The organism is Silvania sp. (assembly GCF_051656365.1).
GTDB lineage: Bacteria > Pseudomonadota > Gammaproteobacteria > Enterobacterales > Enterobacteriaceae > Enterobacter > Enterobacter hatchlandensis.
This window is the reverse complement of sequence record NZ_JBOGBT010000011.1, coordinates 24764-48586: the sequence shown is the minus strand read 5'-3', so window position 1 is coordinate 48586 and position 23823 is coordinate 24764. Positions and strand designations below refer to the sequence as shown.

General features: G+C 56.7%; 22 protein-coding genes. 5 read left to right on the top strand and 17 right to left on the bottom strand.

Going from position 1 to position 23823, the window contains the following annotated elements; all coding sequences use genetic code 11:
- Window positions 1-148 precede the first annotated feature (148 nt).
- The 3 genes from tyrB to dnaB all read right to left on the bottom strand — a co-directional run bounded on the left by tyrB (window position 149) and on the right by dnaB (window position 3974).
- Entirely contained in the window at window positions 149-1342 is a 1194-nt protein-coding gene (gene tyrB / locus ACRDD5_RS01780; protein ID WP_438675723.1) for an aromatic amino acid transaminase, read from the bottom strand.
- 130 nt (window positions 1343-1472) lie between these two features.
- Window positions 1473-2552, bottom strand: a complete 1080-nt coding sequence (alr, locus tag ACRDD5_RS01775) for an alanine racemase (protein ID WP_271281294.1) — start codon at window positions 2550-2552, stop codon at window positions 1473-1475.
- A gap of 9 nt (window positions 2553-2561) precedes the next feature.
- Window positions 2562-3974 carry a replicative DNA helicase gene (gene dnaB / locus ACRDD5_RS01770; protein ID WP_271281293.1) on the bottom strand — a complete coding sequence of 471 codons (1413 nt, stop codon included), beginning with the start codon at window positions 3972-3974 and terminating at the stop codon, window positions 2562-2564.
- Window positions 3975-4038: 64 nt separating this feature from the next.
- Between dnaB and ACRDD5_RS01765 the strand changes: the two genes are divergently transcribed.
- Window positions 4039-5022, top strand: a complete 984-nt coding sequence (locus ACRDD5_RS01765; protein ID WP_438675722.1) for a quinone oxidoreductase — start codon at window positions 4039-4041, stop codon at window positions 5020-5022.
- A 200-nt stretch (window positions 5023-5222) separates the two neighbouring features.
- Here ACRDD5_RS01765 and pspG read toward each other — a convergent pair whose 3' ends face one another.
- The 5 genes from pspG to ACRDD5_RS01740 all read right to left on the bottom strand — a co-directional run bounded on the left by pspG (window position 5223) and on the right by ACRDD5_RS01740 (window position 9264).
- Window positions 5223-5465 (bottom strand): envelope stress response protein PspG, encoded by a 243-nt coding sequence (gene pspG / locus ACRDD5_RS01760; protein WP_438675721.1) that lies wholly within the window; start codon window positions 5463-5465, stop codon window positions 5223-5225.
- 137 nt (window positions 5466-5602) lie between these two features.
- Window positions 5603-6640 carry a tRNA dihydrouridine(20/20a) synthase DusA gene (dusA, locus tag ACRDD5_RS01755; protein WP_438675720.1) on the bottom strand — a complete coding sequence of 346 codons (1038 nt, stop codon included), beginning with the start codon at window positions 6638-6640 and terminating at the stop codon, window positions 5603-5605.
- Window positions 6641-6823: 183 nt separating this feature from the next.
- Window positions 6824-7120 carry a NadS family protein gene (nadS, locus tag ACRDD5_RS01750; protein WP_438675719.1) on the bottom strand — a complete coding sequence of 99 codons (297 nt, stop codon included), beginning with the start codon at window positions 7118-7120 and terminating at the stop codon, window positions 6824-6826.
- Between the two features lie 175 nt (window positions 7121-7295).
- Window positions 7296-8606: a conjugal transfer protein TraF gene (locus ACRDD5_RS01745; protein ID WP_438675718.1), complete on the bottom strand. Its 1311-nt coding sequence runs from the start codon at window positions 8604-8606 to the stop codon at window positions 7296-7298.
- 169 nt (window positions 8607-8775) lie between these two features.
- Window positions 8776-9264 carry a cupin domain-containing protein gene (locus tag ACRDD5_RS01740; protein ID WP_271281286.1) on the bottom strand — a complete coding sequence of 163 codons (489 nt, stop codon included), beginning with the start codon at window positions 9262-9264 and terminating at the stop codon, window positions 8776-8778.
- Between the two features lie 114 nt (window positions 9265-9378).
- Between ACRDD5_RS01740 and zur the strand changes: the two genes are divergently transcribed.
- Window positions 9379-9894 (top strand): zinc uptake transcriptional repressor Zur, encoded by a 516-nt coding sequence (gene zur, locus ACRDD5_RS01735; RefSeq protein ID WP_271281285.1) that lies wholly within the window; start codon window positions 9379-9381, stop codon window positions 9892-9894.
- A 68-nt stretch (window positions 9895-9962) separates the two neighbouring features.
- On the opposite strand, the gene ACRDD5_RS01730 is transcribed toward zur, so the two are convergent.
- The 4 genes from ACRDD5_RS01730 to ACRDD5_RS01715 all read right to left on the bottom strand — a co-directional run bounded on the left by ACRDD5_RS01730 (window position 9963) and on the right by ACRDD5_RS01715 (window position 12784).
- The gene (locus ACRDD5_RS01730; protein ID WP_271281284.1) at window positions 9963-10172 is read right to left on the bottom strand and encodes a CsbD family protein; all 210 of its coding nucleotides are present in this window, start codon (window positions 10170-10172) and stop codon (window positions 9963-9965) included.
- Window positions 10173-10317: 145 nt separating this feature from the next.
- Window positions 10318-11637: an MATE family efflux transporter DinF gene (gene dinF, locus ACRDD5_RS01725; protein ID WP_438675717.1), complete on the bottom strand. Its 1320-nt coding sequence runs from the start codon at window positions 11635-11637 to the stop codon at window positions 10318-10320.
- 60 nt (window positions 11638-11697) lie between these two features.
- Window positions 11698-12306 carry a transcriptional repressor LexA gene (gene lexA / locus ACRDD5_RS01720; protein ID WP_271281282.1) on the bottom strand — a complete coding sequence of 203 codons (609 nt, stop codon included), beginning with the start codon at window positions 12304-12306 and terminating at the stop codon, window positions 11698-11700.
- Window positions 12307-12415: 109 nt separating this feature from the next.
- On the bottom strand, window positions 12416-12784 hold the full coding sequence (locus tag ACRDD5_RS01715) for a diacylglycerol kinase (RefSeq protein WP_271281281.1): 369 nt from the start codon (window positions 12782-12784) through the stop codon (window positions 12416-12418).
- 156 nt (window positions 12785-12940) lie between these two features.
- Between ACRDD5_RS01715 and plsB the strand changes: the two genes are divergently transcribed.
- A complete protein-coding gene (gene plsB, locus ACRDD5_RS01710; protein WP_271281280.1) occupies window positions 12941-15361 on the top strand; it encodes a glycerol-3-phosphate 1-O-acyltransferase PlsB in 2421 nt (806 codons plus the stop codon).
- 109 nt (window positions 15362-15470) lie between these two features.
- Here the strand turns inward: plsB and ubiA are convergent, their stop codons facing one another.
- The 5 genes from ubiA to malK all read right to left on the bottom strand — a co-directional run bounded on the left by ubiA (window position 15471) and on the right by malK (window position 20590).
- Window positions 15471-16340 (bottom strand): 4-hydroxybenzoate octaprenyltransferase, encoded by an 870-nt coding sequence (gene ubiA / locus ACRDD5_RS01705; protein WP_438675716.1) that lies wholly within the window; start codon window positions 16338-16340, stop codon window positions 15471-15473.
- Between the two features lie 12 nt (window positions 16341-16352).
- On the bottom strand, window positions 16353-16850 hold the full coding sequence (ubiC, locus tag ACRDD5_RS01700) for a chorismate lyase (protein ID WP_438675715.1): 498 nt from the start codon (window positions 16848-16850) through the stop codon (window positions 16353-16355).
- Between the two features lie 181 nt (window positions 16851-17031).
- Window positions 17032-17988 (bottom strand): maltose operon protein MalM, encoded by a 957-nt coding sequence (malM, locus tag ACRDD5_RS01695; protein ID WP_271281277.1) that lies wholly within the window; start codon window positions 17986-17988, stop codon window positions 17032-17034.
- A 113-nt stretch (window positions 17989-18101) separates the two neighbouring features.
- Window positions 18102-19409 (bottom strand): maltoporin, encoded by a 1308-nt coding sequence (locus tag ACRDD5_RS01690; protein ID WP_271281360.1) that lies wholly within the window; start codon window positions 19407-19409, stop codon window positions 18102-18104.
- A 71-nt stretch (window positions 19410-19480) separates the two neighbouring features.
- Window positions 19481-20590 carry a maltose/maltodextrin ABC transporter ATP-binding protein MalK gene (malK, locus tag ACRDD5_RS01685; RefSeq protein ID WP_271281276.1) on the bottom strand — a complete coding sequence of 370 codons (1110 nt, stop codon included), beginning with the start codon at window positions 20588-20590 and terminating at the stop codon, window positions 19481-19483.
- 371 nt (window positions 20591-20961) lie between these two features.
- On the opposite strand from malK, the gene malE reads away from it, so the two are divergent.
- On the top strand, window positions 20962-22152 hold the full coding sequence (gene malE, locus ACRDD5_RS01680) for a maltose/maltodextrin ABC transporter substrate-binding protein MalE (RefSeq protein ID WP_271281275.1): 1191 nt from the start codon (window positions 20962-20964) through the stop codon (window positions 22150-22152).
- 121 nt (window positions 22153-22273) lie between these two features.
- Window positions 22274-23818 (top strand): maltose ABC transporter permease MalF, encoded by a 1545-nt coding sequence (malF, locus tag ACRDD5_RS01675; RefSeq protein WP_271281274.1) that lies wholly within the window; start codon window positions 22274-22276, stop codon window positions 23816-23818.
- Window positions 23819-23823: the final 5 nt, after the last annotated feature.

The window sequence follows — 23823 nt, the reverse complement described above, 5'->3', positions numbered from 1 at the left end:
GGTCAAAAACACATCGACCATAACCCCGTCAGAGGGGGAAGGAAAGGGAATTTTATCGATAAACCGTCATAAAAAGAGGGGTATCACATTGCGCGGTTTCACCCAAATTCACCTCTCTTCAGGATCGAAGAGAGGTGTGAGTAAGTACTTACATTACAGCAGCAAAGGCCTGCGCAACGCGCTGCACGTTGCCGGTATTGAGGCCGGCAACGCACATGCGGCCGCTGGCAATCAGGTAGACGCCAAACTCGTCGCGCAGACGGTCAACCTGTTCGGCGCTGAAGCCGGTATAGCTAAACATGCCGCGCTGATGCAGCAGGTAGTCGAAGTTATGCCCCGGCACCGCCTCTTTCAGCACATCGACCAGCGTCTGCCGCATCGCCAGAATGCGCTTGCGCATCGCTTCCACTTCCGCCAGCCACTCGGCTTTCAGTTCGTCGTCACCCAGTACGGCTGCCACCACCTGCGCACCAAAGTTTGGCGGGCTGGAGTAGATGCGACGCACGGTGGCTTTCAGTTGCCCAAGCACGCGACCGGCGGCATCCTGATCTTCACAGACCACGGACAGGCCGCCGACACGTTCGCCATACAGCGAGAAAATTTTGGAGAAGGAGTTGCTGACCAGCGCCGGCAGGCCCGCGCTGGCAATGGCGCGAATGGCGTAGGCGTCCTCTTCCATCCCTGCGCCAAAGCCCTGATAGGCAATGTCGAGGAATGGGATCAGGTTACGCGCTTTCAGCACCTCGATAACCGCGTCCCACTGGTCGTTGGTCAGGTCGGAGCCGGTCGGGTTATGACAGCACGGATGCAGTAACACAATGCTGCGTTCCGGCAGAGTGCTCAGCGTTTCCAGCAGCGCACCCACGCGCACGCCTTTGCTCTGATCGTCAAACCACGGATAGGTATTAACGGTGAAGCCCGCGCCTTCAAAGATGGCGACGTGGTTTTCCCAGGTCGGATCGCTTACCCAAACCCCAGATTCCGGGAAGTATTTCTGCAGAAAATCGGCACCGACTTTCAGGGCACCCGAGCCACCCAGCGTCTGAATGGTCGCCACGCGTTTTTCCACCAGCACCGGATGGTTTGCGCCAAACAGCAGCGGAGCAATGGTGTGACGATAGCTAATCAGGCCTTCCATCGGCAGATAGAGCGACGCGCCGTGCGGCGCGGCATTGAGGCGCGCTTCGGCTTTCGCCACCGCCTGCAGCTGCGGAATGATGCCCGCTTCGTTGTAGTACAGACCAATACTGAGGTTAACTTTATCGCCTCGCGGATCGTCTTTGAAACGCTCCATCAAGGAGAGGATGGGGTCGCCAGCATAGGCGTCGACTTTCTGGAACACGCGATGGTTCTCCGGATAATAATGAGGCAGGGAATTCAACAATAAACCGGAAGCGGGAGAAGATCGAGGGGGATGTTAATGAAGGTGGAGTGTGGATGGCAGCCCTCTCTCGACAGAGAGGGCATGGTGGTCAGTCGAGGTAATGCATTGCCACCCGTGACGTCAGGCGCGTGATAAGTTCGTAAGCACTTACTTTTGTTATTTCAGCGATACGCTCAACGGGTAAACCTTCCCCCCACAGGGTGACGGGATCGCCCGCTTTTTCCTGCGCTTCTGGCCCGAGATCGACACAAATCATGTCCATCGCTACGCGTCCAACAATCGTCACTTCCCGGCCGTTGACCAGCACCGGTGTACCGGACGGCGCGGCGCGGGGATAGCCATCACCATAGCCCATCGCCACCACGCCGAGACGGGTATCGCGCTCGCTCACCCAGGTGCCGCCGTAGCCCACCGGCTCACCGGCTTTGTGTTCGCGTACGGCGATCAGGCTGGACGTGAGCGACATTACCGGCTGGAAACCGAAATCCGGTCCCCAGGGTTTGCCCTCCAGTGGGGAGACGCCGTACAGAATAATGCCCGGACGCGCCCAGTCGAAATGCGACTGCGGCCACAGCAGAATGCCGCCGGACGCCGCAATAGAGCGCATCCCCGGCTTGCCTTCGCAGAAGGTATTAAAGATGTCGAGCTGCTGCTCGGTCGCGCCGCATTCGGGCTCGTCAGCGCGGGCAAAATGGCTGACGATATTCACCGGCTGGCGGACGTTTTTGCACTGGCTGAGGCGCTGATAAAACGCGTCGGCCTGCTCCGGGCGCACGCCGAGACGGTGCATACCGGTGTCGAGCTTCATCCACACCGTGACCGGTTCGCTGAGCACCGCGTTTTCCAGGGCGTCCAGCTGCTCCTGGTTATGCACGGCGGTATGCAGCTGTTGCGCTGAAATCGTCGGCAGATCGGCGGCGTTAAAAAAGCCTTCGAGCAGCAGGATGGGCTGGGTGATCCCCCCCTCGCGCAGGCGCAGGGCTTCTTCGAGACGGGCGACGCCAAAGGCGTCAGCATCGGGGAGCGTTCGCGCGGTCTCAAGAAGACCGTGTCCGTAAGCGTTCGCTTTCACGACTGCAACCAGTTTGCTGGCAGGTGCCAGTTCACGCAGGCGTTGCAGGTTGTGACGCAGAGCGCGGCGGTTAATCACTACTGTTGCCGCTTGCATTTGAATTCCTTATTCGTCGTCGTACTGCGGTCCCGCGTAGTTATCAAAGCGCGACCATTGACCGTTAAAGGTAAGCCGCACCGTGCCAATCGGGCCGTTACGCTGCTTACCGATAATAATTTCCGCGATCCCTTTCAGGTCGCTGTTCTCGTGATAGACCTCATCACGGTAGATAAACATGATTAAGTCGGCATCCTGCTCGATGGAGCCAGATTCACGCAGGTCTGAGTTGACCGGGCGCTTGTCGGCGCGCTGCTCCAGGGAGCGGTTAAGCTGCGACAGCGCCACCACCGGCACCTGCAGCTCTTTGGCCAGCGCCTTCAGCGAGCGGGAGATTTCGGCAATCTCCAGCGTACGGTTGTCGGAAAGCGACGGGACGCGCATCAGCTGCAGGTAGTCGATCATGATCAGGCCAATACCGCCGTGCTCGCGGGCGATACGGCGGGCGCGGGAGCGTACTTCGGTTGGCGTCAGGCCGGAGGAGTCATCGATATAGATGTTACGTTTTTCCAGCAGGATCCCCATGGTGCCGGAGATCCGCGCCCAGTCCTCGTCGTCGAGCTGACCGGTACGAATGCGGGTCTGATCGACGCGCGACAGCGAAGCCAGAGTACGCATCATGATTTGCTCGGAGGGCATCTCAAGACTGAAGATGAGCACCGGCTTATCCTGCAACATCGCCGCGTTTTCGACGATGTTCATCGCAAAAGTGGTTTTACCCATGGATGGACGCGCGGCAACGATAATCAGATCCGACGGCTGCAAACCGGCGGTCTTTTTGTTCAGATCGTCATAGCCTGTGTTGACGCCGGTGACCCCGTCATGCGGCTGCTGGAACAGCTGCTCGATGCGCGAAATGGTGGCATCGAGCACTTCAGTAATGTTTTTTGGCCCTTCGTCTTTATTGGCGCGGCTTTCCGCGATTTTAAACACCCGGGACTCGGCCAGATCGAGCAGCTCATCACTGTTGCGCCCCTGCGGGTCGAAACCGGCTTCGGCGATCTCGTGGGCGACAGAGATCATGTCACGCACTACCGCACGTTCACGCACGATATCGGCATAAGCACTGATGTTCGCCGCACTTGGCGTGTTTTTCGACAGTTCAGCCAGATAGGCGAAGCCACCGACCGTCTCCAGCTGTCCCTGACGCTCCAGCGATTCTGCCAGGGTAATCAGGTCGATGGGGCTGCCCGACTCCTGCAGACGGGCCATCTCGGTAAAAATATGGCGGTGCGGACGGGTGTAGAAGTCGTCGGTGACCACGCGCTCGGCAACATCGTCCCAGCGTTCGTTGTCCAGCATTAAACCACCCAACACCGACTGCTCCGCTTCGATCGAGTGTGGCGGAACTTTTAACCCGGCTAACTGCGGATCGCGCTCGCGGGGTTCAGTCTGTTTGTTGAAGGGTTTATTTCCTGCCATAGTGAAGGGAGTTACCGAGATAGAAATTGGGGCCGACAGATTAGCACAATTTTGGGGAGGAAAAATGGCAACGCGTATCGAATTTAACCAGCACGGTGGGCCGGAGGTCTTGCAGGCGGTGGAGTTTACCCCCGCCGCGCCTGGAGAACACGAAATCCAGGTCGAGAACAAAGCGATTGGCATTAACTACATCGACACTTACATCCGCAGCGGGCTGTATCCGCCACCCGCCCTGCCGAGCGGCCTGGGAACTGAAGCCGCCGGCGTGGTGGTGAAAGTGGGCAATGCGGTGAAGCATATCAAGGAAGGCGATCGGGTGGTGTATGCCCAGTCTGCCCTTGGGGCCTACAGTTCCGTGCATAACGTTGTGGCCGAGAAAGCCGCCATTCTGCCCGCCGCCATCTCCTTTGAGCAGGCCGCCGCCTCGTTCCTGAAAGGGCTGACGGTTTACTATCTGCTGCGTAAAACCTACGAAATCAAACCCGATGAACCCTTCCTGTTCCATGCTGCTGCCGGTGGCGTCGGGCTGATTGCCTGCCAGTGGGCAAAAGCGCTGGGGGCAAAACTGATCGGCACGGTGGGCAGTGCGCAAAAGGCGCAACGTGCGCTGCAGGCCGGTGCCTGGCAGGTGATTAACTACCGGGAAGAGAGTGTCGTCGAGCGGGTTAAAGAGATCACCGGCGGAAAAAAAGTGCGCGTGGTGTATGACTCAGTGGGTAAAGACACCTGGGAATCGTCGCTGGATTGTTTGCAGCGTCGCGGCCTGATGGTCAGCTTCGGTAACTCCTCTGGCCCGGTGACCGGGGTCAATCTGGGGATCCTGAACCAGAAAGGTTCGCTGTTCGCCACCCGGCCTTCGCTGCAGGGCTATATCACCACCCATGATGAACTGGTGGAGGCCAGCAACGAGCTGTTCTCGTTGATTGCCAGCGGCGTGATCAAAGTGGATGTCACAGAAGCGCAGAAGTATCCGCTGGCCGAGGCGCAGCGTGCGCACGAGGTGCTGGAGAGTCGCGCCACGCAAGGGTCGAGTTTACTGATCCCCTGATTCCGCTAATTATGACGGGGAAAGAAAGAAATTGGGCTTCCCGTGGGAAGCCCTTTCTTTTTTTGTTCGGCTGTATGTAGGGTACAGCTCGATGAATTCTTTAACGGCGGCAATAGTGACAGATTCGATAACTAAATCCTATTCCGTTCTAAGCAATGCTGCCGTAAAAGTTGCAAGGATGTGACGAAGCGCTCAATACCTTAGTAACGAAAGCGGTTATTGCGCTGATACTGTGGGACTTTTGGCGCTTTAATCGCCCGTATCGCCCACACCACCGCTATCGCCAACAGTAACCACGGCAGCAGCTTCAGCATCAGGGCAAACAGCCCGCCGATAAACATCACCACCGTCGCCACAACCAGCGCGGCAATAATCCCCAGCAGCGAGACGCCCGTGACCATCAACATCACAAAAAACCCAATCACAAAAAGTAGTTCCAGCATGGCTCTCTCCCACAAGGCGTTACAACGATACGCTGGTTATTACAAGAAACGTGCCAAAAATAAGTTATTGATATAAAAACAAAACGCCCGGCGATGCGCTGCCGGGCGTGGTGAATTTAACCAACTTTTAGTGAAAATTATCGCTTATCGGCCACCAGACGAAGCGCCTGCTCCATGACGTCGATATCGGCTCCGGCTTTATGCGCATTTTCGCTCAGGTAACGGCGCCACTGGCGTGCGCCGGGGATACCCTGGAACAGGCCCAGCATATGGCGGGAGATGTGGCCCAGATAGGTACCGTTGCTAAGCTCACGCTCAATGTACGGATACATCGCGCGCACCACCGCAACCGGGTCACGGTCGTTACCGCTGACGCCAAAGATCTCGCGATCCACCGCCGCCATAATGCCCGGATTCTGATACGCCTCGCGCCCGACCATCACGCCATCCATATGCTGCAGATGGGTTTTGGCCTCTTCCAGCGAGGTGATCCCGCCGTTGATGGCCATTGTCAGCTGTGGGAAATCACGCTTCAACTGATACACACGGGGATAATCCAGCGGTGGGATCTCGCGGTTCTCTTTCGGGCTCAGACCCGAAAGCCAGGCCTTGCGGGCGTGGATGATAAACATCTCGCACTCGCCATGACCGGACACGGTGTTGATGAAATCGCAGAGAAATTCATAGCTGTCCTGATCGTCGATGCCGATACGGGTTTTAACCGTTACCGGAATGGAGACCACATCACGCATCGCTTTCACGCAGTCGGCCACCAGCTGGGCGTTGCCCATCAGGCAGGCGCCAAACATGCCGTTCTGTACGCGGTCGGAAGGGCAGCCGACATTCAGGTTAATCTCGTCGTAACCGCGTTCCTCAGCCAGCTTCGCGCAGTGCGCCAGGGCCGCCGGGTCGCTCCCCCCCAGCTGCAGGGCGACCGGATGCTCTTCTTCGCTGAAGGCCAGGTAGTCGCCTTTGCCATGAATAATCGCCCCGGTGGTCACCATCTCGGTATAAAGCAAGCTATGACGCGAAAGCAGGCGCAGGAAGTAGCGGCAGTGCCGGTCTGTCCAGTCGAGCATCGGTGCGACGGAAAAGCGGTATGGCTGGAACGCGGTTGATTTCTCAGGTATCACGCTGGTTTTCAGCATGTTTTCAGATTCTTTATCTTGATGCATTTTTAAATTATTGGCGTATTTCTAATGCCTCAGTACACCAAAAAGGACACCGCATATAAGGGTGAACTCCGATACAGAGGTCGACGAAAAGATGGCTTACTATAACATAGTAAACAGCCCTCATACGGCTGGTACGCTTATATACCGCTGTTTCAGATGCGCGCGAACAGGCGCACCATTGGACTAAATCGCTTTAAGCTGGTTGATAATAAAAGGGTTAGTCTGTAACAGCAGCAAGAGCTTTCGCGGTGCGCCGGTCGGCTGGCGCCGTTTTGTCTCCCAGCTTTTTACCAGGTCGTAGCTGACGCCCACGGCCACCGCAAAATCCTGCTGTTTTAACCCGGTCGCCTCGCGAATCGCCTTAACATCAATCGGGCTAAATGTATGAACATGCGCCGGGTCTGGCGTCTGTTCACCCTTTTCAATTCGTACTATTTCTTCTGCACTGGCCAGCAGACCGGCAAATAATTCGTCTTTCATTTTAATCTCATCGCCCTCGTTGACGCCGCATGGGCCTTAACCTTCGCCGCTATGGGCGTTAAAGAACCTTAGCGTTTCACCAACATATCGGATAACTGCTTCAAATTACTTAACGCAACTTACATGTACACCGTACATTAATCAACCATTTTGATGTACCCGGTACACAATCATGTCAGAAGGTCATGCTGAACTGCGCGCCCGCGCCCCAGGTTTCATCTTCACCGTAGATGCCGGTCAAATCGATATGCACGGTGTTAAACGGCGCAAAGCCGAGGCCGCCGGTAAAGACGTTGCTGTCGTTGCCCTTCACATCACCGCGAAAGCCCCCGCGCACCGCCAGCCAGCCCAGCAGGGACACTTCTGCCCCCACGCCGGCATACTGCGAGTTCGCTTCACTCTTAAAGCCTTTGGTCTCGGTCAGGTCGGCGTCCGCGCTAAGGGTGAGCAAGTCGGTGTGCCAGGCCACACCTGCCGTCACCAGCGGCCTGATCTGATAGGTATCCTGATAGCTCACCACTTCACCGGTACGCCCGTTAAGGATACGAATATCATTAGTATCAATATCATGGGAGATCAGGTTCTGCCCGCTCAGGCCGATCGTCCAGTTGTCACCGAAGTCGGCCGCCAGCCCGACATCCACGTTGAAGCTGGTGTCGTCATTACGGTAACGACTGCTGCTAAAATCGCTGCTGTCGTAGGTGTAAATGGAGGTGGTGTAGTTATACAGCCAGGTTTGCTGCAGCTTCGGCGTGACGCCGACTGAAACCGGGATGCCGTTCATCTCAAACTGACGGGCCACGGCGATACCGTAGTCAGAGACAATCGCCGCCCTGCCGGAGGCCGTGGAGTTGAGGTTCTGGGTGATCACATCGCTGCCGTTAATCGCCGCGCTAAACGCCATCTGGCTGGTCATCCCTGCGCTGTTCTCAATGTTGCGCAAAAAAACGATATCCTGCGGATCGATCTCCGAGCTGATGCGGGCGTGGGCATAGGCTTTCGCGACAAACGCCATTGAGATATTCGCCCCGGGGATACTGACCGCAATGCCTGCCCCGGCGTTGCCGTGCGCCGTTTTGCCGTCGAGAAACTCCAGCTCATCGGCAAGCGTGGTGGCCGCGAGCTGAAGCTGGCGGACAGTGCCCTGAGGGTCCGTCAGCAATGCCTGGGTCGTCAGATTTTCAATCACGTTTTCGTAGTAACTGATTTGATCGCTGATCTGATCGATCTCATCCTGCAAATTATCCTTGTCGCTCACCTGCGCGCCGACCGACGGCAGAATGACAGTGATATCATCATCCTCTTTCGATTTTGCCAGCAGCGCCGGGTTAATCAGCACCCCGCTACCATAGTGTGCCGAAGCGACTCCTGTACCGCCCATCGCGTCATTTCGCGCCTCGGTCCAGGTATTCGCCGCTTCGGCTTGATTGATGATTAAAACAGAGACAGCTACTCCAGCCACAGCAAAGTTATAAGGTTTTTTCACGGTATGCTCGACTTGTCTGCTTGTGTGTACAAACCCATGCCGGCCATTAGCAGGCAGGAACAAACATCCGCTGTGACAAAAGTAGTAGGTCTAAAAAATCATCTCATTCTTTCGTATTAGATTGATTTTGTTAATATTTATTTCCTTTCACCAGGTATAGAAGAGGTTTTTACTTTCGCCCAGGTTTTCCATCGTGCGGACCAAAAAACTGCGGCGGATGATCCACCCAACGATCCTCACGGGTGGCGGCATACACGGCATTTAACGGGTAATAAATCCGGTTAAATTTTTTATTGGCTTCCCCCACGACCAGCAGCCGCACGTCCTCGAGCGTATTGTTGATAAAGGTGTGACATACTCCGGTGCCGGCAGGAAAACCGACGCTGTCGCCCGGCTCCAGTTTCCACAGGTAGCCGTTGATCCAGGCCTCCGGATAGCCTTCCAGCACGTAGATAAATTCTTCTTCGTCGCTTTCGGCATGCGGGTATGAGGTACGGCGTCCTGGCGGCAGGCGCTCATGGTGGATGCCAATGCGCCGGAGCCCCAGCGTACGGGCCAGCGGCGCGCCAATGGAAAACAGCTCGGGACTGTCGGGATAGGTTGAGTTATCAGCCCCTTCCAGATCCCGCCAGTGTTGAATGCAATCGGGTCTTTTCATTGTGTTGTTCCCCTTGTGGTTTTGCGTCAGGTATAGCATACCCGCCTGACCTCGGCGTTTCAGGCAGAACATGGTAGAGTGGAGGTTTGCTATTCCACAGATTCGAGGTGCAACATGGAAACGACCACAAAGCAGGAGCTGTTAGCGCAAGCCGAAAAGCTGTGCGCGCAACGCAATGTGCGCCTGACCCCACAGCGCCTTGAAGTGCTCCGCCTTCTGAGCCTGCAGCAAGGGGCCATCAGCGCCTACGACCTGCTCGATCTGCTGCGCGTCAGCGAGCCGCAGGCTAAACCGCCAACGGTGTACCGTGCGCTGGATTTCCTGCTGGAACAAGGCTTTGTGCATAAGGTGGAGTCGACCAACAGCTATGTGCTGTGCCATCTGTTCGATCAGCCGACTCACACTTCAGCTATGTTTATCTGCGATCGCTGTGGCAGCGTGAAGGAAGAGGGAGCGGAGGGCGTTGAGGACATCATGCATACGCTGGCGGCGAAGATGGGATTTGCGCTACGCCATAACATCATCGAAGCACACGGGCTGTGCAGCCGCTGCGTGGAGGTGGAAGCCTGTCGTCATCAGGACGACTGCCAGCATGACCACTCCATTTTGTTGAAGAAAAAACCGCGCTAAACGCATATAAAAGGGGCGGCCTGAGGCCGCCCTGGGCGTACATCCATGTACCTGCGGATATAAGTTACTTACCAGCGATAGTCGTTACGGGTTTCCCAGTCACCGACCTCTTTTTCCGCCCGGTCTTTCTCATAACCATAGCGTTCCTGAATTTTCCCGACCAGCTGGTCACGTTTCCCTTCAATGACAGTCATGTCATCGTCGGTCAGGTCACCCCACTGTTCTTTTACTTTACCTTTGAACTGTTTCCAGTTGCCGCCGACTTGGTCTTTATTCATCATCGATTCCTCTTCGTTCGGTCGTGTAGGATAAGTATGTCGTCCGTGTGATACGTTTCGTGCTGGACGTGATAATAATTATAGTCAGGCGTGCGGCGTAGGGTTCGTTATTCGGAATCTTTTACCATTTACGCAGATGAAGCCGCTACTCGAACCAGGTGTTATTGCGCCAGTGTCGACGCCAGATCCACGCCAGCGACAGCCCTCGCAGGGCGAGAAAGACGCACAGCGCCAACCACAATCCGTGATTCCCCAGCCACGGCAGCGTCATCAGCGTCAGGCCAAACCCGGCCGCCGCCACTGCCATGCTGTTGCGCATCTCTGCCCCGCGCGTTGCGCCAATAAACATGCCATCCAGCAGATAGCACCAGACCCCCACCACCGGCAGAATCACCTGCCAGATCAGGTAGTGACTCGCCAGCGACCGCAGCTCCGGCAGCGACGTCAGCAGGGCAATGATCTGCTCGCCCGCCAGGGCATACAGAAGCGCAAAAGCCAGCGCCACCAGCCCAGACTGACGACAGGCCGCCCGCCAAACCTCGCGCAGCTGGCCGCTTTCGCGCGCGCCGTAAGCCTGCCCGGAGTGCGCTTCCACCGCATAGGCGAAGCCATCCAGCGCGTAGGCGGTAAAGGTCAGCAGCGTCATCAGCACCGCGTTCACGGCGACAATCTCTGGCCCCAGCCGCGCGCCCATCACCGTCAGCGCCCCGAAGCACAGCTGGAGCAACAGCGAGCGCAGCATAATGTCGCGATTCAGCGCCAGTAACCGGCGGACGTTACCGCGCCAGCTGGCTCTCAGCAACGACCACGAAATGCCGCGTAGGGCAAGCACCCGCCAGACCATCCATAAGCCAATGAAAAAGGTCGCATATTCCGCGACAACGGTCGCCAGGGCGGCCCCCTGCACGTTCATCTGCAGCCCCATCACCAGCCACAGGTCCAGCACGATATTGAGCAGGTTGCCGACCACCAGCAGGATCACCGGCGCGCGGGCATACTGAACGCCCAGTAGCCAGCCGAGCAGCACCAGATTTGCCAGCGAGGCCGGGGCGCTGAGCCAGCGGATCTCCAGGAAGCGCCGCGCCTGGTGCAGTACCGCCTCGCTGCTGCCGACGATATGCAGCGCCAGATCGATAAGCGGCGCGCGCAACAGCACAATCAGCAAACCGGCACCCAGCGCCATCAGCAGCGGCTGCACCAGCGCCCGCGCCAGCCGGTGAGGATCTTTCGCGCCATACGCCTGGGCAGTTAGCCCGGTGGTACTCATGCGCAAAAAGAGCAGCAGCATAAACAGGAAGCTGGTCGCCGTAGCGCCAATCGCCACGCCGCCGAGATAAACAGGGGAATCCAGATGGCCGATCACCGCCGTATCCACCAGCCCCAGCAGGGGAACGCTGATGTTGGAGAAGATCATCGGCAGCGCAAGACGCCATAACGCCTTATCGGAAGCATTCAGCAGAGACATAGGAATAACCAGAGAGAAAAGCAGCAGGCTACGGTGAAACCGTAGCCTGTCAGGAAGAGATTATAGCCATTCACCGTTGCGGATAACGCCAACCGCCAGACCTTCGATGGAGAAGTTACTCTCACGCAGGTCGACGACAATCGGGGTAAACTCGCTGTTTTCCGGCAGAAGCTGTACCGTATTGCCCTGTTTTTTCAGTCGCTTAACGGTCACTTCATCGTCGATACGCGCAACAACAACCTGCCCGTTGCGCACATCCTGGGTTTTATGCACCGCCAGCAGATCGCCGTCGAGAATACCGATATCCTTCATCGACATGCCGCTGACGCGCAGTAAAAAGTCTGCACTCGGTTTGAACATGCCCGGATCAACCTGATAATGGCCTTCGATGTGCTGCTGTGCCAGTAGGGGTTCCCCGGCCGCTACGCGACCCACGAGCGGAAGGCCCTCTTCTGCTTCAATCAGCAGACGAATACCACGAGAAGCGCCGGATACAATTTCAAGTACACCCTTACGCGCCAGTGCCTTAAGGTGTTCTTCAGCGGCGTTTGGAGAACGGAAGCCTAAACGCTGCGCAATTTCTGCACGCGTGGGTGGCATACCCGTCTGGCTGATATGATCCCGAATGAGATCAAACACCTCTTGCTGTCTGGCCGTTAACGCTTTCATTCCGCCCCCTGGGTGTATATACAGTTATGCTGTGAGTATATACAGCTAAAGGTGATTTTGGAACCACAAACCGCACAAAAAACCAGAGACTTACTCAGTTTCTGAAGGCTTATCGCAAATGTCCCCACAGCAGGGTGGCCCAGGTGAAGACGGCTACCAGAATAGACATCAGCACAGCGGCAGAGCCCATATCTTTTGCCCGGCCCGACAGCTCGTGGTAGTCAGTGCCAATCCGGTCGACCACCGCTTCGATCGCACTGTTGAGAATTTCGACTATCATCACCAACATCACCGAGCCAATCAGTAGTACGCGAGTGATGGGATCAATATCCAGCCAGCAGGCGATAATGATTGCCGCGACGACGGCCACGCCTTCCTGGCGAAATGCGGCTTCATTTATCCAGGCAGCCCGGATGCCTTTCCATGAATAACCGGCTGCTTTGATGATGCGTGTTAACCCAGTGGTATTATTAGCCATTAAAAAGAAACCTTTCTTCGAAAAAAGCGTCATCAACTGTGGCTTAAGCGCGTCGCGCTGCCGCCCGAAGTATGACGGGTAACAACAGAAATTTTGCGCGCTTTCTGTTATCCTTGCGCCGCAATTGCATTTTTAACCAGAGGCTTTACATCGTTTATGTCTGGCTGGCCACGAATTTACTACAAATTACTTAATTTACCATTAAGCGTCCTGGTAAAAAGCAAGTCCATTCCCGCGGAACCCGCGCTGGAATTAGGGCTCGATACCTCACGTCCTATTATGTACGTGTTGCCTTATAACTCGAAGGCTGACTTGCTGACGCTGCGCGCCCAATGCCTGGCGCACGATCTTCCCGATCCGCTGGAACCGCTGGAGATCGACGGCACCCTGCTGCCGCGCTATATCTTCATTCACGGCGGTCCGCGCGTGTTCACCTGGTACACACCGAAAGAAGAGTCGATCAAGCTGTTCCATGATTACCTCGACCTGCACCGCAGCAATCCACAGCTGGATGTGCAGATGGTGCCGGTATCGGTGATGTTTGGTCGTCGTCCGGGTCGTGATAAAGGCGAAGAGAACCCGCCGCTGCGTATGCTCAACGGGGTGCAGAAATTTTTCGCCGTCAACTGGCTGGGCCGCGATAGCTTCGTGCGTTTTTCACCCCCCGTCTCTCTGCGCCGAATGGCCACCGAGCATGGCACCGATAAAATCATCGCCCAGAAGCTGGCCCGCGTGGCGCGCATGCACTTTGCCCGCCAGCGTCTTGCCGCAGTAGGCCCGCGCCTGCCGGCACGCCAGGATCTGTTTAACAAGCTGCTGGCCTCGAAAGCGATTGCCCGGGCCGTCGAAGACGAAGCGCGCAGCAAAAAAATCTCCCACGAGAAGGCGCAGCAAAACGCTATCGCCCTGATGGAAGAGATTGCTGCCAACTTCTCCTACGAGATGATCCGCCTGAGCGACCGTATCCTGAGCTTTACCTGGAACCGTCTGTATCAGGGGATTAACGTGCACAACGCCGAGCGTGTGCGCCAGCTGGCTCACGACGGCCATGAGATTGTGTATGTGCCCTGCCACCGCAGTCACATGGACTATCTGCTGCTCTCGTATGTTCTGTATCACCAGGGGCTGGTGCCGCCGCACATTGCTGCGGGCATTAACCTTAACTTCTGGCCTGCTGGCCCGATCTTCCGCCGTCTGGGTGCGTTCTTCATTCGCCGTACCTTTAAGGGCAACAAGCTTTACTCCACCGTGTTCCGCGAATATTTGGGCGAGCTGTTCAGCCGTGGCTATTCGGTTGAGTATTTCGTGGAAGGTGGCCGTTCCCGTACCGGGCGTCTGCTCGATCCGAAGACCGGTACCCTGTCGATGACCATTCAGGCGATGCTGCGCGGCGGTACCCGTCCGATCACTCTGGTGCCGATCTATATCGGTTACGAGCACGTGATGGAGGTGGGCACCTACGCCAAAGAGCTGCGCGGCGCGACCAAAGAAAAAGAGAGCCTGCTGCAGATGGTGCGGGGCTTAAGCAAGCTGCGCAATCTGGGTCAGGGCTACGTTAACTTCGGCGAACCGATGCCGCTGATGACGTACCTGAACAACCAGGTTCCGGAGTGGCGCGAGTCTATCGATCCGATTGAAGCGGTGCGTCCGGCCTGGCTGACGCCAACGGTGAACGGCATTGCCGATGAACTGATGGTGCGTATTAACAACGCCGGTGCGGCTAACGCCATGAACCTGTGCTGTACCGCGCTGCTGGGCTCTCGCCAGCGTTCGCTGACCCGCGAGCAGCTGACCGAGCAACTCGACTGCTACCTGAACCTGATGCGTAACGTCCCGTATGCCTCAGACGTGACGGTGCCGTCCGCCAGCGCCAGCGAGCTTATCGAGCACGCGCTGCAGATGAACAAGTTCGAGGTCGAGAAAGACACCATTGGCGATATCATCATTCTGCCGCGCGAGCAGGCGGTGCTGATGACTTACTATCGCAACAACATTGCGCACATGCTGATGCTGCCATCGCTGATGGCAGCCATCATCACTCAGCATCGTCACATCACCCGACAGGCGCTGCTGCACCATGTCGAAGTGCTTTACCCGATGCTGAAAGCGGAGCTGTTCCTGCGCTGGCGCAATGATGAACTGGCCGATGTGCTGGATCAGCAGATCGAAGAGCTGATCCGCCAGGGGCTGATTACGCTGAAGAACGACGAGCTGCAGATTAACCCGTCGCGTTCACGCACCCTGCAGCTGCTGGCTGCGGGCGCGCGCGAAACGGTGCAGCGCTACGCCATTACATTCTGGCTGCTGAGCGCTAACCCGTCGATTAATCGCGGAACGCTGGAGAAAGAGAGCCGCACGCTGGCCCAGCGCCTGTCGATGCTGCACGGTATCAACGCGCCGGAGTTCTTCGACAAAGCGGTGTTCAGTTCGCTGGTGTCGACGCTGCGTAATGAAGGGTATATCAGCGACAGCGGTGACGCCGAGCCGGAAGAGACGATGAAGGTGTACCAGATGCTGGCAGACCTGATTACCTCCGACGTGCGCTTAACGATTGAGAGCGCGACGCAGGGCGAGTAGTACGCGGGCAATCTGCGGCCTGATGCCCTTTCCCACAGGGAGAGGGTGCAAACATAACAAACGGCAGCCGAAAGGCTGCCGTTTTACATTGACCTCGCCACCCGGCTTTTTACGCCCAGTAGCTCATCGCCAGCCCCAGGAACAGCACCAGACCAACATAGTTGTTATTCAGAAACGCTTTAAAGCAGGCGTCGCGCTCGCGCTTCGCGATCAGTTTTTGCTGATACGCAAACAGCAATCCCGCCACCAGCACTGACCAGTAAAACGCCCAGTTCAGGCCGTTCAGGTAACCGATCAGCCCCATCAGCGCCAGCACCGCAACCTGCAGGATGCCGATAATCAGCGTGTCGTGGCGGCCAAACAGAATGGCCGTCGATTTGATGCCGATTTTCAGATCATCGTCCCGGTCGACCATCGCGTACTGGGTGTCGTAGGCCACCGCCCACAGAATATTCGCCAGGAACATCAGCCAGCAGCTCAGCGGCACCGACTCGCTGACGGCGGCAAACGCCATTGGAATCGACCAGCCAAACGCCGCGCCCAGCACCACCTGCGGCAGGTGGGTGTAGCGCTTCATAAACGGATATACCCAGGCCAGTGCCAGCGCCGCTATCGAGAGCAGGATGGTCATGGTGTTGAGGGTCAGCACCAGCAGGAACGACAGCAGCACCAGCACCACAAACAGCGTGCGCGCCTCTTTCTCTGTCACTGCGCCACTCGGCAGCGGGCGATTGGCCGTGCGTTTCACGTGGCCGTCAAATTTACGGTCGGCGTAGTCGTTCACCACGCAGCCTGCGGCGCGCATCAGCCAGACGCCTGCCACAAACACCGCCAGGATCCACAGCGGCGGCACGCCTGGGCTTGCCACCCACAGCGCCCACAAGGTCGGCCACAGCAGCAACAGCGCCCCGATGGGTTTATCGGTACGCATCAGACGGTGATACGCCAGCAGCTTGTTCTGCCTCAGACTCCACTCCATTTTTTCTTCCTCTTAGTACAGCGGCGATGCCGGTAAAAACAGCTCTGTCAGCATCAGCGGTTTACCGCTCAGGCGCAGGCGGGAACGTCGCCCTAACAGGCCAGCATCGTGACCAATTTCAATAAAATCGCGTGTCAGTTCGGATGAGGTGAACAGGTAGCGTCCGAGCGGGGTTTTCCCCATCTGCTGCAGCGCCAGCTCTGGCCCCGTCAGGGTGGACTCTGGCACCACGGTGCGCCCGGCCAGCCACGGCTCGCCGTCGGCACAGAGCAGGATTTCCCGCAGCCAGTAGCGTGCTTCCTGCGGCAATAGAGCAAGCTCATCCAGAACGGCGTCAGGCGTGACAAATCCCTCCTGAATGAGGGTGACGGTGACCGTTTTACCCTGCTGCTCAAAACGTTTGGTCATGGAATCTTCCAGCAGCAACCAGTCGAGTTGCGCCGGATCCAGCGCCGGGATTTCGTCAAAATAGCGCAGCGCACGCAGTTGCGTTAGCGCGGGGTGTGACATGCAAGACTCTCCGATACATAACGTGAAGCTATTGTATCGCAGAAATGCAGGATGGTGGCGGGCAAACGTAAGTTAGCGATCATTATCGCAACAGAGATGCAACAGCGTCGGCTCACGCAAAAAAAGTGCGCCCGGAAGGGCGCACCAAACTACTGACAAAATCAGCATTGCGGGGAAACTATCACCCCTTGCCTTTTACACTGCTGATAAAGGTGGGACGGGCAGTGGTCGAGCCTAAACGCTCGGCTTCATCGAGCAGCTTCAGCGCTTTATCGACGTCACCTTTCGCGACTGCCTGTTTAATGGCCTGGTTAAAGTAACTTTCGGTGTCTTCCATAACCGGCTCGCTCTTCTTCACCGGTGCCGGGGCAACAGCCGGTGCCGCAACTGGCGGAGGCGTTGGCGCGGCATAGACTGGCGCAGCCGCCGCCGTGTTGCCTACCGTCACAGGACCGGTGCCGGAGGAGCCAAACAGCGGGCCAACCAGCACGCTGGAGGCATTACTGGTGGAGACTTTCAGCTTCAGCTGCCCGTCGGTGACATGGCGGGCAAGCGGATCCGGGATATCCGGTACGGCGTTGCCTGTGCCTTTGGCATAGGCTTTGGCCGGGTTGATGAGTTTGGTGGTTTGCTGCAGATCTTTCTCAGTGGTAAAGACCAGCACATACAGTTTTTGCTGACCCAGGGCTGGCGTCAGGCGCATCACCCCTTCCAGGCGATCGGCGCTCATAACACCCGGTTCCTGATAGGTAAAGTATTCGCTTGGGAAGTACGCCGATGGGGTCAGGTTCTGATCCAGAATCAGCACGTTCGGTGCAAAGACGCTGGTTTGTTTGTTCACTTCACTTGTCAGCGTCAGGGTGATTTCGCCGATGTTAGCCGGCACGCTATAGGCTGCCACTGGACCGCTGATCCCTGGCACATTCAGGGACTGACCACCGGTAGAAAGTTGGGTGGTCTGGGCTTTGGACTGATCAACAGGCGTCCAGACCAGCTGCTGTAACGCGGCACCCGGGATCGCAGGCGCGGCGCTGGTGTTTTGTGGCACGAAATTGACGTTGGCGAGGGTAACGGCTGGAACGCTTGCCAGCAACCCTGCAGAGAGGCACAGCGCGACGAGACTTTTCTTCATTTTCATTGTTATTACCTCAGATTGCATAAGCACTGCGTTAGCCAGGCAATAGCGCGCAGCACCCTAAGAAGAGAGGGGCTTGCGCCCCTCTTTTAGGTCAATACATCAGGTGTTACGTATTACCACCAGATTTCCATCTGGGCACCGAAGGTCCACTCGTCGTTGTCGCCGCGGCTGAAGGTACGCGCAGACGTGTCGTTATAAGCAACGCCGCTGGTGAAGCCAGTATCACTGTTGTTGGCGTAACCCCATTTCTCATCCCACTTCGCATAGGTTGCGAAGACGCGGATTGCCGGACGGGACCAGATGCTGTCGCCTGCCTGCCACTGCTGTGCCAGGGTGATTTTGTACTGGCTGTTGTTGTCGTCAGTGTTCTGAGATTTAACGTTGTCGTAGCCCACTTCCAGCAAGGTGGACATGATTGGTGTCCATTTGTACATAGGACGTACGCCGACGGTCCACCACTCGGTACCGTTGTTGTTGTCCAGGTCGATATTCTGGTACATACCGACGTACATCAGGTCCCACTGGTCAGCCAGGGTGATTGCGCCGTGGTCGATCACGCGGATCAGAGAACCGTTGTTGTTCAGGCCAGCACCCTGCGGGATACCTTTACCGTTAGAGGTCATGGAATCCGTTGCGTACTGGACCACGAACTTGTTGAAGCCTTTCATCATGCTCTGGGTGTGTTCAGCGGTGAACATCCAGCCATCTTTAGAGGCGCCCGGCTGCAGGTAGTAGTCGTCAGGAATGTTGGTGTGACCGTAGTCAACGCCCAGCTCCAGGGTGCCGCCTGGGTTGATTTCCATACCCGCTAAACGGATGTCGAAGACGTCGTTCGGCACGACGTTGTCGTAAATACGGTTACCATCAATATCGAAATCGGCGAACGCGGCAGAACCGCCGGACTCAGAAGAACGGGTCGCTGCCATAGACAGTTTACCGAAGCCCAGGTCGATGTTTTCGATACCGGCACCAGGACCCGAGATATCCCAGTAGTAGAAGTCGATCATGTGAACGTCATGACGCTGATAGAAGCGCTTACCGGCCCAGATGGTGGAGCCTGGCAGCCATTCAATCAGGTTTTTACCCTGCACGTTGGCTTCGCGGAATGCCGGGTCAGTGGCTTCCCAGTCGTTACGCTGAGAAACGGAATACGCTACGTTGGTGTCGAAGTAGAAGCTCTTATCGCCCTCTTTCCACACTTCCTGGCCAAATTTCAGCTCGGCATAGGTTTCACATTCGTTACCGAGACGATATTTACTTTGTGCACCTGTTGCCTGGAAACACTGTTGCTCGCCACCACTCCCGGTCCAGCCAATGCCGGAACGAGCATAACCTTTAAAGTCGACCGCACCGGCCTGGGCAGACATAATGCCCGCCGCAATGGCGAGTGCCAGAGGAACTTTGCGCAGAGTAATCATTATTCTATCTCCTGAGATCATTGCTTTTCTTTGAACACTTCACCGTAGGGTTTCGTGCTTATTATTCGGAATGCTTAAACACCCGGCTCCTGGTGCAACCGTCGACACGCAGTGCCATCTTCTCGGAACAGATGGCAGCGCTCTGGCGGCAAGCCGATAGCGAATGTGGCACCCTCTTTTACCAACACCACGTCATTCTGGCGGTACACCAGGTTCTGACGAATGGCGGGGATCTGGATATGAATCTGTGTTTCGTGACCAAGCTGTTCAACCACCTGAACATCACCCTCGAGGGTCACATCGGCGATGTGGCTCGGGAGTAAATGTTCAGGACGGATCCCGAGGGACATGTTTGCCCCCACCTGGACATGCGTGCTTTCTACCGGTAACCACACCTGCTGGCGGTTTGGCAGCTCAACCTGAACCTGCTCAATCGCGGTAGCGGTGACTTTTACGGGCAGGAAGTTCATCTTTGGCGAGCCGATAAAGCCCGCCACAAAGCGGTCCGCCGGATAGTGGTACAGCTCCAGCGGTTTACCCACCTGCGCCACGCGACCGGCATCCAGCACCACAATCTTGTCGGCCAGCGTCATCGCTTCAACCTGATCGTGGGTGACGTAAATCATGGTGCGGCCAAGACGTTTGTGCAGACGGGAGATTTCAATGCGCATCTGAACGCGCAGCGCGGCGTCGAGGTTCGACAGCGGTTCATCCAGCAGGAAGACGCGCGGCTCGGCCACCAGCGTACGACCAATCGCCACACGCTGACGCTGTCCACCGGACAGTGCTTTTGGTTTACGCTCCAGCAGGTGCGCCAGCTGCAGCACTTCGGCAACCTGGTTCACGCGCTGGTTAATGATCTCTTTTTTGGCACCGGCCAGTTTCAGGCCGAAAGACATGTTCTCGGCAACCGACAGGTGGGGATAAAGGGCATACGACTGGAACACCATCCCGATACCGCGTTCCGCAGGCGGGACGTCGTTCATCCGGGTATCACCAATAAACAAATCGCCGCTGGTGATGGTTTCCAGTCCGGCAATCATGCGCAGCAGTGTGGATTTACCGCAGCCTGACGGGCCAACAAAAACTACGAATTCACCTTCCTGGATGTCGAGATCGATATCTTTCGATACCACCACGTCACCCCAGGCTTTCGTTACATTACGCAGCTTTACGCTCGCCATGACCCCACTCCCTTTGTTACATCCTGTCGCCGACAGAAACATTCAATATAAGTTCACTATGGGGTATTCATTACTTACGTGAATCCTCCACCCCTCGTCTTTTTTATGGGGGAGGAGGCGGGAGGATGAGAAAGTGGCCTCAGCCGCCCCTGCGGCGGGGCTGAGGCTAAATTCGTGATGTCACTGACAAAATTCACCGTACTTTTATGTGCGCCAGAACACATAACTTAAATTTATGCAACGCAGATCACATAAAGTGGGGGTGGGGCGTAGGGGCCAGGAGGATGGAAAGAGGATGTCAAATAAGGAGACTGGGCGACGTTGAACTACCTCAGTGTATCCACAGCACATCACCAAAAAGGATGGCAGATATGAATATCAAGACTGGCGCACGCGTTTTCGCTTTGTCCGCCCTGGCAGCAATGATGATTTCCGCCCCAGCGCTCGCCAAAATTGAAGAAGGTAAGCTGGTTATCTGGATTAACGGCGACAAAGGCTACAACGGCCTGGCCGAAGTGGGTAAAAAATTCGAGAAAGACACCGGCATCAAAGTCACCGTTGAACACCCGGACAAACTGGAAGAGAAGTTCCCGCAGGTTGCAGCGACGGGCGATGGCCCGGACATTATCTTCTGGGCGCATGACCGCTTTGGCGGCTACGCACAGTCTGGTCTGCTGGCTGAAGTGGCCCCGGACAAAGCCTTCCAGGACAAACTGTTCCCGTTCACCTGGGACGCAGTCCGTTACAACGGCAAGCTGATCGCCTATCCAATTGCGGTTGAAGCGCTGTCCCTGATTTACAACAAAGACCTCGTACCGAACGCGCCGAAAACCTGGGAAGAGATCCCGGCTCTGGATAAAGAGCTGAAGGCGAAAGGTAAGAGCGCGCTGATGTTCAACCTGCAAGAGCCGTACTTCACCTGGCCGCTGATTGCTGCCGATGGCGGTTATGCGTTCAAGTATGCTGACGGCAAATACGACGTGAAAGACGTTGGCGTGGATAACGCAGGTGCGAAAGCCGGTCTGACCTTCCTGGTCGATCTTATCAAGAACAAACACATGAACGCGGACACGGACTACTCCATCGCCGAAGCGGCGTTCAACAAAGGCGAAACCGCGATGACCATCAACGGTCCGTGGGCATGGGCAAATATCGACAAGAGCAAAATCAACTACGGCGTCGCGCTGCTGCCAACCTTCAAAGGCAAGCCATCTAAACCGTTCGTTGGCGTGCTGAGCGCGGGTATCAACGCCGCCAGCCCGAACAAAGAGCTGGCGAAAGAGTTCCTCGAAAACTACCTCCTGACCAACGAAGGTCTGGACGTGGTGAACAAGGACAAACCGCTGGGCGCTGTGGCGCTGAAATCCTTCCAGGAGCAGTTAGCGAAGGATCCACGCATCGCCGCGACCATGGGTAACGCCGAGAAAGGCGAAATCATGCCGAACATCCCGCAGATGGCCGCCTTCTGGTATGCCACCCGTACTGCGGTGATCAACGCCGCCAGCGGTCGTCAGACAGTTGAAGCCTCGCTGAAAGATGCGCAGGGCCGTATCACTAAGTAAAACTGGCTGTAACCCCCTCATCCCGGCCTTCTCCCTCAAGGGAGAAGGAGAAAACCGCCCCCTCTCCCTCAGGGAGAGGGTTGGGGTGAGGGTTGTTTAATTGTTGTAGAGGAAGAACCCCATGGATGTCATTAAAAAGAAACACTGGTGGCAAAGCGACGCACTGAAATGGTCAGTGATAGGTCTGCTGTGCCTGCTGGTGGGTTACCTTGTTGTTTTGATGTACGCCCAGGGGGAGTACCTGTTTGCCGCCATGACGCTGATCTTAAGCTCAATTGGCCTGTATATTTTCGCCAACCGGAAAGCGTACGCCTGGCGTTATGTCTATCCGGGCGTGGCCGGGATGGGGCTGTTTGTCCTGTTCCCACTGATCTGCACTATCGCTATCGCCTTCACCAACTACAGCAGCACCAACCAGCTCGCGCAGGAGCGCGCCCAGCAGGTGCTGATGGACCGTTCCTATCAGGCGGGTAAGACCTTCAACTTTGGCCTGTATCCGGCGGGTGATGAGTGGACACTGGCTCTGAGCGATGACGAGACGGGTAAAACCTACGTCTCTGAGGCCTTTAAATTTGGCGGCGAGCAAAAGCTGGCGCTGAAAGAGGCAGACGCCCTGCCGGAAGGCGAGCGCGCGAATCTGCGCATCATCACCCAGAACCGCCAGGCCCTGACCCAACTGACCGCCGAGCTGCCGGACAAAAGCAAAGTCATTATGAGCTCCCTGCGCCAGTTCTCCGGCACCCAGCCGCTGTACGCACTGGCTGATGACGGCACGCTCACTAACAACCAGTCCGGCGTGAAGTACCGCCCGAACAACGATGTCGGCTTCTACCAGTCGGTCAACGCCGACGGCAACTGGGGCGACGATAAACTCAGCCCGGGCTATACCGTGACCATCGGCTGGGACAACTTTACCCGCGTCTTCACCGACGAAGGGATTAAGAAACCCTTCTTCGCCATCTTTATCTGGACCGTGGTCTTCTCGGTACTGACCGTGATCCTGACCGTGGCAGTGGGCATGATCCTCGCCTGCCTGGTGCAGTGGGAAGCGTTAAAGGGGAAAGCCATTTACCGCGTCCTGCTGATCCTGCCGTATGCCGTGCCGTCGTTCATCTCGATTCTGATTTTCAAAGGGCTGTTCAACCAGAGCTTTGGTGAAATCAACATGATGCTGAGCGGGCTGTTTGGCATCAAACCGGCCTGGTTCAGCGACCCGACAACCGCCCGTACCATGATTGTGATCGTCAACACCTGGCTCGGCTATCCGTACATGATGATCCTGTGTATGGGCCTGCTGAAAGCGATTCCGGACGATCTGTACGAAGCCTCGGCTATGGACGGCGCGACCCCGTTCCAGAACTTCTTTAAGATTACGCTCCCGCTGCTGATCAAGCCGCTGACGCCGCTGATGATCGCCAGCTTCGCCTTTAACTTTAACAACTTCGTGCTGATCCAGCTGTTGACCAACGGCGGACCGGACCGACTCGGCACCACCACCCCGGCAGGCTATACCGACCTGCTGGTGAGCTACACCTACCGTATCGCCTTTGAAGGCGGCGGCGGCCAGGACTTCGGTCTGGCGGCGGCGATTGCCACGCTGATCTTCCTGCTGGTAGGCGCGCTGGCTATCGTCAACCTGAAAGCCACACGCATGAAATTTGACTAAGGAGG